The sequence below is a fragment of the Nonomuraea sp. NPDC050547 genome, from assembly GCF_044457345.1.
Lineage (GTDB): Bacteria > Actinomycetota > Actinomycetes > Streptosporangiales > Streptosporangiaceae > Nonomuraea.
This window is the reverse complement of the sequence record NZ_JBITGW010000020.1, coordinates 110,366-125,013: the sequence shown is the minus strand read 5'-3', so window position 1 is coordinate 125,013 and position 14,648 is coordinate 110,366. Positions and strand designations below refer to the sequence as shown.

Annotated in this window: 16 protein-coding genes; 7 read left to right on the top strand and 9 right to left on the bottom strand. The window is 70.0% G+C overall.

The features are described 5' to 3' along the window. Window positions 1-7: 7 nt before the first annotated feature. The 4 genes from rpsD (at window position 8) to truA (ending at window position 3,364) form a co-directional block, all read left to right on the top strand. The gene (gene rpsD, locus ACIBHY_RS41375) at window positions 8-634 is read left to right on the top strand and encodes a 30S ribosomal protein S4 (protein WP_379614507.1); all 627 of its coding nucleotides are present in this window, start codon (window positions 8-10) and stop codon (window positions 632-634) included. Between the two features lie 101 nt (window positions 635-735). Then, window positions 736-1,752, top strand: a complete 1,017-nt coding sequence (locus ACIBHY_RS41370) for a DNA-directed RNA polymerase subunit alpha (protein WP_184958053.1) — start codon at window positions 736-738, stop codon at window positions 1,750-1,752. A gap of 139 nt (window positions 1,753-1,891) precedes the next feature. Beyond that, window positions 1,892-2,440: a 50S ribosomal protein L17 gene (gene rplQ / locus ACIBHY_RS41365; RefSeq protein ID WP_397256721.1), complete on the top strand. Its 549-nt coding sequence runs from the start codon at window positions 1,892-1,894 to the stop codon at window positions 2,438-2,440. A gap of 75 nt (window positions 2,441-2,515) precedes the next feature. After that, window positions 2,516-3,364, top strand: a complete 849-nt coding sequence (gene truA, locus ACIBHY_RS41360; protein ID WP_397256719.1) for a tRNA pseudouridine(38-40) synthase TruA — start codon at window positions 2,516-2,518, stop codon at window positions 3,362-3,364. Between the two features lie 285 nt (window positions 3,365-3,649). Here truA and ACIBHY_RS41355 read toward each other — a convergent pair whose 3' ends face one another. From ACIBHY_RS41355 to ACIBHY_RS41345, 3 genes are all read right to left on the bottom strand, one after another. Then, complete coding sequence (locus tag ACIBHY_RS41355; protein WP_397309593.1) at window positions 3,650-6,040, bottom strand: hypothetical protein; 2,391 nt, start codon at window positions 6,038-6,040, stop codon at window positions 3,650-3,652. Window positions 6,041-6,142: 102 nt separating this feature from the next. Beyond that, a complete protein-coding gene (locus tag ACIBHY_RS41350; RefSeq protein WP_397256715.1) occupies window positions 6,143-6,958 on the bottom strand; it encodes a hypothetical protein in 816 nt (271 codons plus the stop codon). A 17-nt stretch (window positions 6,959-6,975) separates the two neighbouring features. Further along, window positions 6,976-7,716, bottom strand: a complete 741-nt coding sequence (locus ACIBHY_RS41345; RefSeq protein WP_397309592.1) for a CAP domain-containing protein — start codon at window positions 7,714-7,716, stop codon at window positions 6,976-6,978. Between the two features lie 311 nt (window positions 7,717-8,027). Between ACIBHY_RS41345 and rplM the strand changes: the two genes are divergently transcribed. Genes rplM through glmM form a run of 3 tightly spaced genes read left to right on the top strand, consistent with a single transcriptional unit; the run spans window position 8,028 to window position 10,372 of the window. Further along, a complete protein-coding gene (rplM, locus tag ACIBHY_RS41340; RefSeq protein WP_184958047.1) occupies window positions 8,028-8,471 on the top strand; it encodes a 50S ribosomal protein L13 in 444 nt (147 codons plus the stop codon). A 26-nt stretch (window positions 8,472-8,497) separates the two neighbouring features. Further along, complete coding sequence (gene rpsI / locus ACIBHY_RS41335; protein ID WP_379614493.1) at window positions 8,498-9,022, top strand: 30S ribosomal protein S9; 525 nt, start codon at window positions 8,498-8,500, stop codon at window positions 9,020-9,022. Continuing rightward, window positions 9,023-10,372: a phosphoglucosamine mutase gene (glmM, locus tag ACIBHY_RS41330; RefSeq protein WP_397256711.1), complete on the top strand. Its 1,350-nt coding sequence runs from the start codon at window positions 9,023-9,025 to the stop codon at window positions 10,370-10,372. It abuts the gene before it with no gap. Here glmM and ACIBHY_RS41325 read toward each other — a convergent pair. The 6 genes from ACIBHY_RS41325 to ACIBHY_RS41300 are packed head-to-tail and all read right to left on the bottom strand — an operon-like array spanning window position 10,290 to window position 14,623. Continuing rightward, the gene (locus tag ACIBHY_RS41325; RefSeq protein ID WP_397309591.1) at window positions 10,290-11,027 is read right to left on the bottom strand and encodes a hypothetical protein; all 738 of its coding nucleotides are present in this window, start codon (window positions 11,025-11,027) and stop codon (window positions 10,290-10,292) included. The two genes, glmM and ACIBHY_RS41325, sit on opposite strands and share 83 nt — an antisense overlap. Before the next feature lie 44 nt (window positions 11,028-11,071). Next, window positions 11,072-11,221 carry a hypothetical protein gene (locus ACIBHY_RS41320; protein ID WP_397309590.1) on the bottom strand — a complete coding sequence of 50 codons (150 nt, stop codon included), beginning with the start codon at window positions 11,219-11,221 and terminating at the stop codon, window positions 11,072-11,074. 13 nt (window positions 11,222-11,234) lie between these two features. Then, entirely contained in the window at window positions 11,235-11,954 is a 720-nt protein-coding gene (locus tag ACIBHY_RS41315; protein WP_397256706.1) for an ABC transporter permease, read from the bottom strand. Further along, on the bottom strand, window positions 11,954-12,868 hold the full coding sequence (locus ACIBHY_RS41310) for an ABC transporter ATP-binding protein (RefSeq protein ID WP_397256704.1): 915 nt from the start codon (window positions 12,866-12,868) through the stop codon (window positions 11,954-11,956). Before ACIBHY_RS41310 ends, ACIBHY_RS41315 begins: the two co-directional genes overlap by 1 nt. Continuing rightward, complete coding sequence (locus ACIBHY_RS41305) at window positions 12,865-13,722, bottom strand: ABC transporter permease subunit (protein WP_397256702.1); 858 nt, start codon at window positions 13,720-13,722, stop codon at window positions 12,865-12,867. Before ACIBHY_RS41305 ends, ACIBHY_RS41310 begins: the two co-directional genes overlap by 4 nt. After that, window positions 13,712-14,623 (bottom strand): ABC transporter ATP-binding protein, encoded by a 912-nt coding sequence (locus tag ACIBHY_RS41300; RefSeq protein ID WP_379614479.1) that lies wholly within the window; start codon window positions 14,621-14,623, stop codon window positions 13,712-13,714. Before ACIBHY_RS41300 ends, ACIBHY_RS41305 begins: the two co-directional genes overlap by 11 nt. Between the last annotated feature and the right edge of the window lie 25 nt (window positions 14,624-14,648).

The following is a 14,648-nucleotide window of genomic DNA, read 5'->3' as shown; positions in this document are numbered from 1 at the left end:
TTGAGAAATGGCTCGTTACACGGGCGCGGACTGCAAGCTCTGCCGTCGGGAGAAGACCAAGCTCTTCCTCAAGGGCAGCAAGTGCGAATCCGCCAAGTGCCCCATCGAGATCCGTCCTTACCCGCCGGGTGAGCACGGTCGCGGTCGTCCGAAGGAGTCTGAGTACCAGCTCCAGCTTCGTGAGAAGCAGAAGACCCGCCGCATCTACGGCGTCCTCGAGAAGCAGTTCCGCAACTACTACGAGGAAGCCAGCGCCAAGACCGGCAAGTCCGGTGAGGTGCTTCTCCAGATTCTGGAGAGCCGTCTCGACAACGTCGTCTTCCGCGCCGGGTTCGCCCAGTCGCGTGACGCCGCCCGCCAGCAGGTGCGCCACGGCCACATCCTGGTGAACGGCAAGAAGGTCGACATCCCGTCGTACCGTGTTCGCGAGCACGACATCGTCGAGGTCCGCGAGAACAAGCGCAACCTGATGCCGTACGAGGTGGCCCGCGCCACCGCCGGCGAGCGCACCGTTCCGCCGTGGCTCGGCGTCGTGCCGGAGAAGCTCCGCGTCCTGGTTCACCAGCTGCCCGTCCGCGGTCAGATTGACACCCAGGTCCAGGAGCAGCTGATCGTCGAGTACTACTCCAAGTAGTCACTCGTCTCTAAGTGGAGTACGGCACGCCGTACTCCACTTAAGCTGTTATGGAGAGCGGCGTCATATAGCGGTCGCCGCACTACAAGGGGAGATCCCACATGCTGATCGCTCAGCGTCCGACTCTTCTCGAAGAGTCGCTCGACGAGACCCGGTCCCGATTCGTCATCGAGCCGCTGGAGCCGGGCTTCGGCTACACCATCGGCAACGCGGTGCGGCGTACGCTGCTGTCGTCCATTCCGGGCGCGGCCGTCACCAGCATCCGCATCGAGGGCGTGCTCCACGAGTTCTCGACCGTGCCGGGGGTCAAGGAGGATGTCACCGACATCATCCTGAACCTCAAGGAACTGGTCGTCTCCTCCGAGCACGACGAGCCGGTCGTCATGTACCTGCGCAAGCAGGGCCCGGGTGAGGTCACCGCCGCCGACATCGCGCCCCCGGCCGGTGTCGAGGTGCACAACCCCGAGCTGCGCATCGCCACCCTCAACGGCAAGGCGAAGCTGGAGATGGAGCTGACCGTCGAGCGCGGTCGCGGCTACGTCTCCGCCGCGCAGAACAAGCAGCCCGGCCAGGAGATCGGCCGCATTCCGATCGACTCGATCTACTCGCCGGTCCTCAAGGTCACCTACAAGGTCGAGGCGACCCGAGTCGAGCAGCGTACCGACTTCGACCGTCTGATCCTGGACGTCGAGACCAAGGCCGCGATGAAGCCCCGCGACGCGGTGGCCTCCGCCGGCAAGACGCTGGTCGAGCTGTTCGGCCTGGCCCGCGAGCTGAACGTCGAGGCCGAGGGCATCGACATCGGCCCGTCGCCGACCGACGCGGCCCTGGCCGCCGACCTCGCGCTGCCGATCGAGGAGCTGAACCTCACGGTTCGTTCCTACAACTGCCTCAAGCGCGAGGGCATCCACACTGTGGGCGAGCTAGTCGCCCGCAGCGAGCAGGACTTGCTCGATATAAGGAATTTCGGCGCCAAGTCCATCGAAGAGGTCAAGCAGAAGCTCCACGAGATGACGCTTGCTCTCAAGGACTCGCCGCCCGGGTTCGACCCGAGCGCGGTGGCCGGCGGCGGCTACGACGACGACGACTCCGCGTACGTCGAGACCGAGCAGTACTGAGCACGTCCCCGGTGCCCCTCTCGGGTGACGGGTTCGCACCACGCATCTGGTTTATCGCGGGCGCCCCTGCGGGGGCGCCTGGCGGCCCGACTCCGGTACCTCGTACGGCCGGGGCGGGTTCATTCTCAAGGAGAACGCAATGCCCAAGCCCACCAAGGGTGCACGTCTTGGCGGCAGCCCGGCTCACGAGCGGCTGATCCTGGCGAACCTCGCCACCGATCTGTTCCGCTACGGCCGGCTCACCACCACCGTGACCAAGGCCAAGCGCGTCCGCCCGCTGGCGGAGCGACTGATCACCAAGGCCAAGAAGGGCGACATTCACAACCGTCGCCAGGTGCTGACCGTCGTCAAGGACAAGGGCGTCGTCCACCACCTGTTCACCGAGATCGCCGTGACTTTCGCGGAGCGTCCCGGTGGCTACACCCGGATCACCAAGATCGGTAACCGTAAGGGCGACAACGCGCCCATGGCGGTCATCGAGCTGGTCACCGAGCAGCTGAACCCGGTCACCGTCTCGCGCACCACCCCGGCCGCCGAGGCTGCCGCCGCTCCCGCGGCCGCCGCCGAGGTCGTCGAGGAGGTCGCTGAGGAGACCACCGAGGCTGAGACCACTGAGGCCGAGGCCCCCGAGGCCGTCGCCGACGAGGCTCCCGCCACGGAGACCGAGGCGAAGAAGGACGAGGCCTGATCTTTCAGGCCGTCAACGGGCCCGGACCCCTCTTGCGGGGGTGCGGGCCCGTTTCGCATTCAGGAGGATGACATCGTGGTACGGCTCCGCCTCGACCTCGGCTACGACGGCACGGACTTCTCCGGATGGGCGCGTCAGCCGGGGCGGCGCACGGTGCAGGGCGAGATCGAGGAAGCGCTGACGCGGATCCTGCGGCTGCCGGAGCCTGCCTCGCTGACGGTCGCCGGGCGGACGGATGCCGGGGTGCACGCCCGGGGGCAGGTGGCGCACGTCGACCTGGACGAGGAGTCGCTGGGGCAGCTGGATCCCCGGGCCGGCGCGCCTGCGGGGCGAGCTGAGAGGCTTGCTGCGCTGGTGCGGAGGTTGGCGGGAGTCCTGGCGGCAGATGTACGGATATTTCGCGTCTCGGTGGCTCCTGAGGGCTTTGACGCGCGATTCTCGGCTATGTCCCGGCGGTATGCGTACCGGGTGTGCGACGCGCCCGGTGGGGTGGACCCGTTGGTGCGGCGGGAGGTGGTCTGGCATGCCAGGCCGCTGGACGTCGAAGCCATGAACGCCGCGGCCGTGCGGTTGCTGGGCGAGCACGACTTCGCGGCGTTCTGCAAGAAGCGCGAAGGCGCCACGACGATTCGGGAACTGCAGCGGCTCGAATGGCTGCGAGATGGGCGCGGGCTGCTGGTCGCCACCGTGGTCGCGGACGCGTTCTGCCATTCCATGGTCCGGGCGCTGGTCGGGTCGTTGATGGCGGCTGGTGATGGGCGCCGGCCGGTGGAGTGGCCGGGGGAGGTGCTGGCGGCAGCCGTACGGGATTCGGGGGTGCATGTGGCGCCCGCCCACGGGCTGTGCCTGGAGGAGGTCGTCTACCCGGCGCCCGCCGAACTCGCCACCAGAGCAGCCGCCACCCGCCGCGTCCGCACCCTCTGACCACCTTCGCCGCACTCCCCGGCCTCCCACATCTGGCGGTACGGCCGGCGCCCGCCCATGCCACGCGACGCCCCGCCTCGGGACCAGCCGGGTCTTGCCCGCACCCGCAACTCCGGGAAGCGCCAAGTCGGCCGTACCCGCACTCCGGCTGAGCGTCACGCCCAGGAGCCCCCTGCGCGCGCTCGCCGCTGCTCTCCTGCCTGCAGCCACCCCCACCCCTGCGTCCCTGGCATGGGTGTTCGCTCGCGGCGACGAACGTCCCACGCGGGCGTGTCTGTGCGGGGGTCAGCTGGCGGCTATGCGGCGTTCCAGGACCTTGGCGGTCTGGTCGCGGAAGCCGCCGCTGATCTTGCCCAGGCCGGTTTCCTTTTCCGTCGGGGTGTGGCCGTCGGCGTAGGTGGCGTAGCTGAAGACGATGTAGCGGCCCCAGACCAGGCCGGCCGCGTAGCCTCCGGCGATGTGGATGCGGTCGCCGCCGCTGCCCGCCGAGCCGGGCAGGGCGCGGAACCAGAGGTTGCGGCTCAGGTTCTTGGCCTGGTCGGCTTCCACGGCCGCCTCCTTCGTGGGCAGGACCGCGAGGCCGGTGGTGACGGCGTAGCGGCGCTTGCTGTCGACGTAGGTGGCGCGCAGGACGCGGCTGCAGTCCTGCTTGCGCAGCGCGTCGGCGAACGGGCCCGCGGCGACCTTCTCGCAGTTCTCGGCCATGCTGGTCTTGACCCTGGTGAACGACCTGCCGCCGATCTTGATCTTCTTGGCGGGGAAGGCCTCGGTGAGGGCGAGCTTCTTGGGGTCGGTCTGCTCGGAGTTCAGGACCGAGGCGCCTGCGGTGTCGTCCGGTGGGTCGGTGGGCGCCGTGGCGGAGGGCTGCGAGGTGGCCGGGGGTTGTGAGGCCGCGGCGTCGGCGGGTTTGGAGCTGTTGATCGACCGGTAGGCGAAGAACGCGCCGGTCGCCACGCCTGCCAGAACCAGGACGCCCAGCGCGGCCAGGAGGACCTTCCTGCCCTTGGCCGGTGGTTGCGGGGGGCCGGGTCGCGGGGGCGCGGTGGGGCCGCCCGGGGTGAACAGGCTGCCCGGCTGGGTGTGCGCCTGCTGACCGGCGAAGGGCTGGTTGCCGAAGGCCTGGCGGGACGGGGGCTGGAAGCTGCTGGGCGGGCCGACCGGTACCGGTGCCTGCGGGCGCGCGGGGTCCGGGTGGGGGCTGTCCGTCGCCGGAGGGCGGGGGCCGGGGAAGGCGGGGATGCCGTGGGGCGGGGTGTCCGAGTCGGCCGGCGGCAGTGCCATGGGCTGCCTCGGTGCGGGCAGCGCGGGCTTCGGACCCCAGACCTCCGGCGGGAACGGGAGCTCGGGCATCTGGTGTGGTCCGGTGTCGTCGGACTGCTTCATCGGCCACACCGGGATGTCGCCGCGATCGGCCTGGCGGGCCACCGGGAGGGTGAGGCCCGGGTCGAACGGCTGGTTCGGTCCGGTGTTCTGTGGTCCGGGCGGTTGGTTCGGTGCGGTGCTCTGGTGCGCGGGTGGCTGGAGCGGGCTGCCGGGGGGCTGAGGTGGGTTGCCCATGGGGGCTGTGGCGGGGGGCTGGACGTCCTGGGGGTTCGCGGGTACGGCTGGCGCGCCCGGCCATGGAGCCGGGGATTCCAGGGCGTCGTAGTCGGCGCCGGGGATGGGTTCGCCGGTCGCCGCGGGCCACGGGGGTGCCGCCGGGTCGGTCACCGGAGACGGCCAGACCTGCATGCCTGCCGCCGCGGCGGTGAAGCCGGGCGGGGGTTCCCAGGTGGGCTCGCCGGGAGGCGGCGGGGTGTCGGACGGGAGGTCCGGCTTGGGCCAGGAGGTGCGGGTGAGCTGGGGGTCGTCGGGCTCGGGGTCGGCGAACCAGTCGTACTCGGCTTCCTCGCCGGGGACCTCCCACGGCTTCGCGCCGGGGAAGGCGGGCAGCTCGGGCAGGTCGGCGGTGGGTTCGGGCTCGGGTGCCGGTGCCGGAGTGGGGGCCGCAGTCGGGGCCGGGGCCGGGGTCGGGGCCGCGACGTTCCACGGCTGGACGTCGGCATGAGGCGCCCCGGGCACGGGGTTGGCCGGGTTGGTGTCCGCGGAGGGGCCGGGCGGCGGTGGGTACCCGAGCGCGTCCGTCGGCGCGGGCTGGGGGCCGCTGGCGCCGGGAGGTCCGGACATGGCCTGGGGCCCGTTGTCGCCGAACCGTTCGGCCATGGGCTGGGGGCCGCTGTCGAGCGGGTGTCCGGCTATCGGCCTGGTGGGGTCATGGCGGGGCTCCGGGGTGGTGGCGCGGGGGGCCTCGGGCCAGAACGGGGGCTGGGGCAGGGAAGGCTGACCCGGCAGAGGTGGCCGGCCGTCCAGGGGTGGCTGACCGGGCGGGGGCGGTTGACCTGGCAGCCCTCCATGGCCGGGCAGGGGCGGTTCGGGGGCCGGGAGGTTGGGGGGTGGGCCCGGGTAGACGGGGATGGCGGCGCCGCCGGCACTTGGCCAGGGCAGGCGCTCCGCCGTCTCCTGCTGGTCGCCCTCGCCACCCTCCGGTACGGCCTCGCCGTACAGGATGGGTGGGGTGGTTGGGTCGGCGGCGGGTGAGAGGAGCTGGCCGAAGCTCGGCGGCGGTGTCGTCGCCGGAGCGACCGAGCTGTCGGTCTCGGCGCGCTCGTGCTCGGACCCGGGTTCCTGGCCACGCATAAGGGGGAGCCTAGCGAGAAGGTCGAGATCGTCATGCCGGTATGGGCGTTCCCGGCCGGATCGACCGCCCTGTTTGTCCGCTTATGGGGGGCTGTGGGTGGTTCAGGTCCCGGGGTAGCCGCTGAGGGAGCGGGCGTCCAGGGCCTTGAAGGCGGTCGCCTTCGCGATGTCGTCGGCCGCCTGGGCGAGAACCTTCGAGGTCTTCTTGGTCGGCTCGGAGCCGTCCTTGTTCTGGAACCAGACCATGATCGCGTAGTGGCCGTGGACCCAGATCTCGGCGGCGCCGGAGCCCGATCCGATGTACTTGGTGACCGCGTCCTTGCCGGGCAGCGCCTTCACGTACACCGAACGCTTGTCCTTGCCGCCCGCGGAGGCGACCTTCTTGGCGGAGCCGGTGGTGTTGAGGTTCGCGACGCCGACGGTGCCGATGACCTTGCCGGCCTTGTCGCGGAAGCTGGCGCGTACCACCTGGGTGCACTTGCCGGACTTCAAGGCCTTCACCAGCTTTTCGCCGTTGGCGGCGTCACCGCACTTCTTGTCGCTCTTGGTGATGGTCATCTCGTAGGAGCGCCCGTCCACCGTGAACTTCTTCTGGGCGAAGAGCTCCTTGACCGTCAGTGGTTCCGGGTCGGTCTTGCGTTCGCCGGCGAAGCCGAACTCGCCGGGCGGCGCCGACGGCAGCGGCGCGGAGGTACGGCGCGCCGTCTCGGCCTGGCCGGGAGTCTTGGTGTTCCACATGATGACGAGGCCGCCGGCGAGCAGCCCGAGCACGGCCAGCCCGCCCAGGGCGAACCACAGCGGCCCCCGGGAGCGCGGTCCCTCGTCATAGGGGCTCCACATGGTGCTCTGCCGTGTGGTCTCGGTCGTGGCCGAGGCCTCGTCTTCGCCGCCGGTCGATCGCTTCTTGGGGAAACCCATGCCGGGAGATTACCGCGTCAGCGGTAGCCGAAGTCCTGGGTCCACCACAGGCCGGTCGGCCCGTTGGCGACTCCTACGCCGATGGCGACGATGTCGCAGTTGAGAATGTTGCCGCGGTGGGAGCGGTTGGTCAGCCACCCGCTGACCGCCTCGTCGGGGGTGGTGTAGCCGCTGCCGATGTTCTCCGCGGCGCCCTGGCGGTAGCCCGCGCGCTCCATCCGCTCCCACGGCGAGGAACCGTCGGGCGAGACGTGGTCGAGCTTGCCCTCGGTGGCCATCTCTTTGGAGTGGGCGCGGGCCGATCGGGTCAGGCGCGTGTCGACGCGCAGCGGCCGGCAGCCCTTCTTGACCCTGGCGATGTTGGTGAGGACGACGACGCGCCGGGCGAACTCGGGCTCCAGCCGTACCACCGGATCGCCGAGGATCTGCGTGGGGTGGTCCTGCGGGAAGAATCCGGAGATCTCGCTCGACGGCGAGGGCAGCGGCTTGGCGGTCGCGCGGCCGTGCGGCTGCGACGGGGTGGTCTCGCGCGGGATCGGGGCCGCGAAAGGCTGCTTCTTCGGCGTCGGTACGGCTGTCGCCGCCGCGGGCGGCACGCTGTCGTTGAGGTAGAGCTGCTCGGCCTGCGGCTCGGCGTCGGTCAGGCGGCCGATCAGCACACCGGCGAAGACCGCGGCAGAGAGGCACGCCAGCACCCCCAGGTGGTTCCGGCGCCGGAATGTCCGCTGGGTCAGCCGGGTGTGAATGCTCTGCCACATACCGGAGCCAACGATAGGGATGAGCGGTGGTGGTAAAGAAGGGATTGCCGGGAAACGAAATAGAACCGTTCTGTGTCGGGTAGACTCGGCGCTGGTTACCGGTAGCTCTTGAAGTGAGGTAGCCTAGTCAATCGTTGTGTGCATAGGTCCAGAGCGACCGATGCGCGGCGCGTCCGGCGTCATCTCCCATGAAGCCTGTTGAGGCAGGGAGACGGAAGGTCCGGGCTGTCGTGCGCCCGCACCGACCGACAAAGGCGCTGACCGATTCCGGCAGCGGTAAGAAGACGCCGAGCAAGATAAGGCTAACGACCGTGCGCACGTACTCACCGAAGCCCGCTGACGTCGAACGTCAGTGGTACGTCATCGACGCGACCGATGTCGTGCTGGGCCGGCTGGCCAGCCACGTCGCGACCCTGCTCCGCGGCAAGCACAAGCCGATCTTCGCCAACCACGTCGACACCGGTGACTTCGTCATCGTCATCAACGCGGAGAAGATCGCGCTGAGCGGTAACAAGCTTGAGCAGAAGAAGGCTTACCGCCACTCGGGCTACCCGGGCGGTCTGCGTTCCGTGACCTACGGCGAGCTCATGGAGAAGCGCCCCGACAGGGCGGTCGAGAAGGCCGTCAAGGGCATGCTCCCCAAGAACTCCCTCGGCCGGAAGATGGCGAAGAAGCTCAAGGTCTACGCGGGTTCCGAGCACCCGCACCAGGCCCAGCAGCCCGTGCCGTTCGAGATCACCCAGATCGCCCAGTAGTAGTTCGAAAGATTTAGAGGAGAACCGTGGCTGAGCCCACCGGTGTCGAGACGGCCGTCGTCGAGGCCGAGCAGGAGGACTTCTCCACCGAGGAGTTCCCGTCCGAGTACACCACCGAATCCGCCGCCAGCGCCGACGCCCCCGTGCGTAAGCCCGTCACCACGGGCAACTCGTACGGCACCGGCCGCCGCAAGGAGGCGATCGCCCGCGTGCGCATCGTCCCCGGCACCGGCAAGTGGACGATCAACGGTCGTTCGCTGGATGCCTACTTCCCCAACAAGGTCCACCAGCAGATCGTCAACGAGCCCTTCGTGGTGCTCGGTGCCGAGGAGGCCTTCGACGTCATCGCCCGCATCGACGGCGGCGGCGTGACCGGCCAGGCCGGTGCCCTGCGCATGGGCCTGTCCCGCGCGCTGGCGGTCCTGGACGTCGAGAACAACCGCCCGCCGCTGAAGAAGGCCGGCTTCCTCACCCGTGACGCCCGCGCCACGGAGCGGAAGAAGTACGGCCTCAAGAAGGCCCGCAAGGCTCCGCAGTACAGCAAGCGCTAAGTGGGGCGCCTTTTCGGCACCGACGGGGTACGTGGGGTCGCGGGTCGCGACCTCACGGCCGAGCTCGCCATGGACCTTTCGGTCGCGGCGGCTCACGTCCTCGGCGATGCAGGCGCGTTCACCGCGACAGGCCACAAGAGGCCTGTCGCGGTCGTAGGCCGGGACCCCCGGGCTTCAGGTGAATTCCTGGAGGCCGCGGTGGTCGCCGGCCTCGCGTCGTCCGGAGTGGATGTGCTGCGCCTCGGCGTGCTGCCCACCCCGGCCGTCGCCCACCTCACGGCCGCGCTCGGCGCCGACATCGGCGTCATGTTGTCGGCCTCGCACAACCCGGCGCCGGACAACGGCATCAAGTTCCTGGCCAGGGGCGGCTTCAAGCTGTCCGACGCGGTCGAGGACGAGATCCAGCGGCGGCTCGGTGAGGCGTGGAACCGGCCCGTCGGCTCGGCCGTCGGCCGGGTCAGAGACGCCTACGGCGAGGCCGACCGCTACATCTCCCACCTGCTGACCACCGTCCAGGGCAGCCTTGACGGGCTGAACGTGGTGGTCGACTGCGCGCACGGCGCGGCGCACATGGTGGCGCCGGAAGCGCTCGTCCGCGCGGGCGCCCGGGTGGAGGCGATCGGCGCCAGGCCCGACGGGCTCAACATCAACAACGGCTACGGCTCGACCCACCTGGACAAGCTCCAGCAGGTGGTCATCTCGCGCGGCGCCGACCTCGGGGTCGCCTACGACGGCGACGCCGACCGTTGCCTCGCGGTCGACCACACCGGTGCGGTCGTCGACGGCGACCGCATCATGGCGGTGCTGGCCAGGGCGATGCACGACGAGGGTACGCTGGCCAACGACACCGTGGTAGCGACCGTGATGTCGAACCTCGGCTTCAAGCTGGCCATGCGCGAGGCCGGGATCAACGTGATCGAGACCGCAGTGGGCGACCGCTACGTTCTCGAACGCATGAAGGCCAACGGCTACAACCTCGGCGGTGAGCAGTCGGGCCACGTCATCATGCTCGACCACGCCACCACCGGCGACGGCCTGCTGACCTCGCTCCACCTGCTGTCGGTGGTCGCGCGGACCGGCAAGACGTTGCGTGAGCTGTCCTCGGCGATGACGGCGCTGCCGCAGATCCTCATCAACGTCAAGGACGTCGACAAGGGCAAGGCGTCGGTGCCGGAACTGGTGGCCGCCGTGGCCGCGGCGGAGGCCGAACTGGGCGAGACCGGCCGGGTGCTCATCCGGCCGAGCGGCACGGAGCCGATGATCCGGGTCATGGTCGAGGCCTCGTCGGAGGACCAGGCCTCGCAGGTCGCGGGCCGCCTGGCCGACGTGGTGCGCACGTCCTGCTCGTAGAGGTTCCAAGGGGTACGGCGGGCGCCGTGCCCCTTTCCTCATTCCACGCGCCCGTCGGGTAGACGCGCACCTGGGCCCGCCTGCTCACCTCGGCCAGTGCCTCCGTCGCCACGTCGGGGTCCCAGGCGAGGCCCGGCTCTTCGATGACCTTCAGGAGTTCGTGCACGGTCTCCACGTCCTCGCCCACGTCGCCGATCCGCTCGATCAGCCGTCTCGCGTCGTCGAAGTCGAGTACCTCCAGCGTCCTGAAGGCGGGCAGCTGGCCGCGCAGCCCGCGCGGCGGCAGGTGACGGCGATGCGGGCGCTGGGGTAGCGGGCGGCCAGGCGGTCGATCGAAGGCGGGCAGGATCTCGTCGGTGGCGGCCTTGAAGCCCAGGTAGCGCAGCATCGTGGTCTTGCCCGCGCCGGGGTCGCCCAGGTCGACCATGCGGCGGAAGCGGGTGAAGGCCTCTTCCGGGGTGAGGATCTCGGCCTGCCGGTCCTTCTTGCGGGCTCTGGTGAGCCTGCTGAGGCCGCCCGGAGCGCGGCCGCGCAGTTCCTGGAGTTCCTCGTGGTGCATGAAGCGCAGCGGCTGCCGGTCGTGGACGCGCAGCTGCACGTACAGGCTCTCGATGTTGAGGGGTTCGGGGTGGTTGAGGAGATTGATGTGGCGCATGTCGTCGGTCAGCCGGTCGAGCAGGCCATTGCGGCCGAGACCCTTCAGGCCTCGGAGCGGGAGAGTTTTCCCGGTGGTGGCGGGCCCGGGGTGGTCGCGGCCTGGTGGCCCTTGCGCCACTGGTAAAAGCCGAGGCCGGCGGTCAGCAGACCGCCGGCCAGGCCGATCAACGCGACGATGATCTCCGTCCCCATGCAGGGGAGTGTCTCACTCGTCCCCGGTGAGGGAGAAGGCGCGCAGCCGCAGCCCCGCCCAGACGACCGCGCCGACCGTGACGATCACGATCGCCGGTACGGCCCAGCCGATCGTCACCGCGGTCTGGTCGATGAACGCCGAGGTGGAGATCTGGTCGGCGATCGCCTGGGCCCACTGCTGGATGGAGAAGTTCTGGGCGCCCTTGACGAAGCTGCCCACCATGCCTTCCCAGATCAGCGCGTAGATGATGCCGATTGTGACCGCGTGGCGGGTGAGGACGCCCAGCAGCAGGAAGAGCGCCGCGTACGCGATGCCGCCGAGCAGGGAGCCCAGGGCGAACCCGAAGGCGATGCCGTCCTCGTTGCGCACCAGCAGCCAGGCGGCGACGTAGGTGGGGACGGCGGCGAAGACGGCCAGCATGGAGGCGGCCACCAGGAACTTCGTCTGGGCGATCACCGGCCGGGAGATCGGCTTGGACATCAGGTGGATGATGGTGCCGTCGTCGATCTCGGGCGCGATGACGCCGGTGCCGGCGATCAGGCCGAGCAGCGGCAGCATGGTGGCGATCGCGAAGTTCTGCATGAGCAGGATGGCCGAGCGCTGGTCGGCGCCGCCGGTCAGGCGCAGCAGGACGGCCAGCCCGACGAGCGCGAGCGGCAGCAGGAGCAGCAGCAGGATGCGCCGCCTGCCGAGCAGCGCGCGGTAGGTGATCCCGGCAACCACGGTGTTCATCAGGTGCTCCGGTTGATCAGGTAGGAGAAGACGCTCTCCAGGTCCTCGTCGACGGGGGAGACCTGGTGCAGGTTGATGCCCTCTGCGCGGGCGACGCGCGGCAGCAGCCAGGCGAAGCGGCGGAACTCCACCGCCTGTACCTCCAGGCCGTCGGGGCCGAGCGTGACGCCGCCTGAGGAGGCGTCCACGATGAGCGCGGCGGCCAGCTTCCTGTCGTCGCTGGACTTGATGCGGAACAGGTGCGGGCGGTCGGTCATCAGGCGGCGGATCTGCCGGAAGTCGCCGGAGGCCGCGTGGCGTCCGGCGACCAGCACCTCGATGTGCTGGGCGACCCGCTCGACCTCTTCGAGGATGTGCGAGCTGAACAGGATGGTCTTGCCGGCGGTGCCCATGGCGCGGATGAGGTCCATCAGGTGCATGCGCTGGCGCGGGTCCATCCCGTTGAACGGCTCGTCGAGCAGCAGCACCTCGGGGTCGTGGACGAGGGCGGCGGCGACCTTGACGCGCTGGCGCATGCCCTTGGAGTAGGTCTCGACGCGGCGGTCCTTCGGCCCCTCCATCTCGACCGTGGCCAGCGCCTTCTGGGCGGCGCTGACGGGGTCGGACAGGCCGTGGAGCTTGGCGGCCGACAGCACGAACTGCCAGCCGGTGAGGAAGCCGTAGACGCCCTCGCGCTCGGGCACCAGGCCGATGTTGCGGTAGATGTGGTGGTTCTTCCACACCTTGGTGCCGTCGAGCGTGACGCTGCCTCCGGACGGTCCCAGGAATCCGGCCATCATGTGCAGGAGCGTCGACTTGCCCGCGCCGTTGGGGCCGAGCAGGCCGGTCACGCCGGGCCCGATCGTCATGGTGACGTCGTTGACCGCCACCACGTTGCCGTACCAGCGCGAGACCTGGGAGAGCTCGAGTTTCATTGGGCCGCCGCCTTCCGGTAGCGCAGGGCCAGCACGCCGATGGCGAAGGCGATCAGCGCGAGCGTGATCAGCGCGGGCGCGGGGCCCGGCGGATATCCGCCTTCGGAGTTGGGCGTGGTGCCGAACAACCACACCTGGACCGCGTCCACCAGCCAGAACGGGTTGAGCAGCCACGCCCATTTGGCGGCCGCTTCCTCGTTCAGCGACAACAGCGTGCCGTAGATGACCGGTACGGCGGCCAGCGACAGCAGGTAGACGGCGATGACCGAGGCCACGCCGAGCCCGCGCCGGGGCGTGAGCGAGGCCAGCGCCAGGCCGAACGCGGTCAGCAGCACCGCCAGCAGCAGCGCCATGGCCATCGCGCCCAGGTACTCCTTGGTCTGCGGCGGCCCCGGCAGGTCGATGAGCAGCTCGCCGACGTAGATGAGTGTGAGCGGCACCGCCACCAGCATGAACAGCGCGACCGTCATCGAGATGACCTTGGCGCTGACGTATTGCGCGACCGCGACCGGCCGCGAGAGGTAGAGCGGCAGCACGCGGTAGCGCAGGTCGGGGGCGACCACGGTGGGCGCCTGCGCGGCCAGGAAGATAGCGATCACCGCCTGCATGATCACCGCGAACGCGCTGTAGGCCATGCCGCGCTGCTGGAGCAGGGCCATCATGGCGATGCTCACGACCGCGGGCAGCAGCATGATGATGGCCAGCAGGAACGGCATGATCTTGCTGCGGGCCGTACGGCCGAGGCCGAAGATGCCGCGCAGGCTGTGCAGCGTCAGCGCCCGCGTCGCGTAGCCGGGGCCCAGTCGTGGCCCGTCGTAGTGGCGGTAGCCGATGTCATAGATCTCAGACGACATCCGCGGCCTCCTCCCTGAAGACGTCCTCGATGCGGTGGCGGCCCTGCTCCATCCGGATGAGGCACAGGTCGAGGTCGACCACGGCGTCGCGGATGGCGTCGAACGTCTCCGGGCCGCTCACCTTGACCAGCAGCAGGCGGCCGTGCTGGGTGACCTGCTGGCCGTGCTCCGCCAGCCGTTCGGCCAGGGGCTGCACGCCCTCCTCGACCTCGACGGTGAGGCTCTGCGTGGCCTGGGTGAACTCGGTGATGGCGGAGGAGCGCAGCAGGCGGCCGGCGTCGATGACGATCACGTGGTCGCAGATGCGTTCCAGCTCGCCGAGCAGGTGGCTGGTGACCAGGACGCTGATGCCGAACTCGGTGCCGATGCGGCGGATCAGCGCGAGCATCTCGTCGCGCCCGCGCGGGTCGAGGCCGTTGGTGGGCTCGTCGAGGAAGATCATCTTTGGGTCGTGTACGAGCGCCTGCGCCAGCTTGACCCGCTGCTTCATGCCGGTGGAGTAGCCGCCCATGGCGCGGTAGCGCTCTTCGGCCAGCCCCACGTGGCGCAGGACGTCGGCGGCGCGTTCGCGGGCGGCCGTGCGCGGCAGCCCGGACATCTGGGCGAGGTGGACGACGAACTCGGTGGCCGACACGTCGGGCGGCAGGCAGTCGTGCTCGGGCATGTAGCCGACGAGGCGGCGAATCTGCGTGCCCTGCGTGGTCACGTCGAGATCGAGCACCTTGGCGCCGCCCGCGGTGGGCGGCAGCAGGCCCAGGAGGATCTTGATCAGTGTCGACTTGCCCGCGCCGTTGGCGCCGACCAGGCCGGTCACGCCGGTCCCGACGTCCACCGTGAGCCGGTCGAGCGCGGTGACGGTCGGGAAGCGTTTGGTCAGCCCCTCGGTAGCGAGGATGTGCATGATCCGGACACTACCCTCCGTGGCC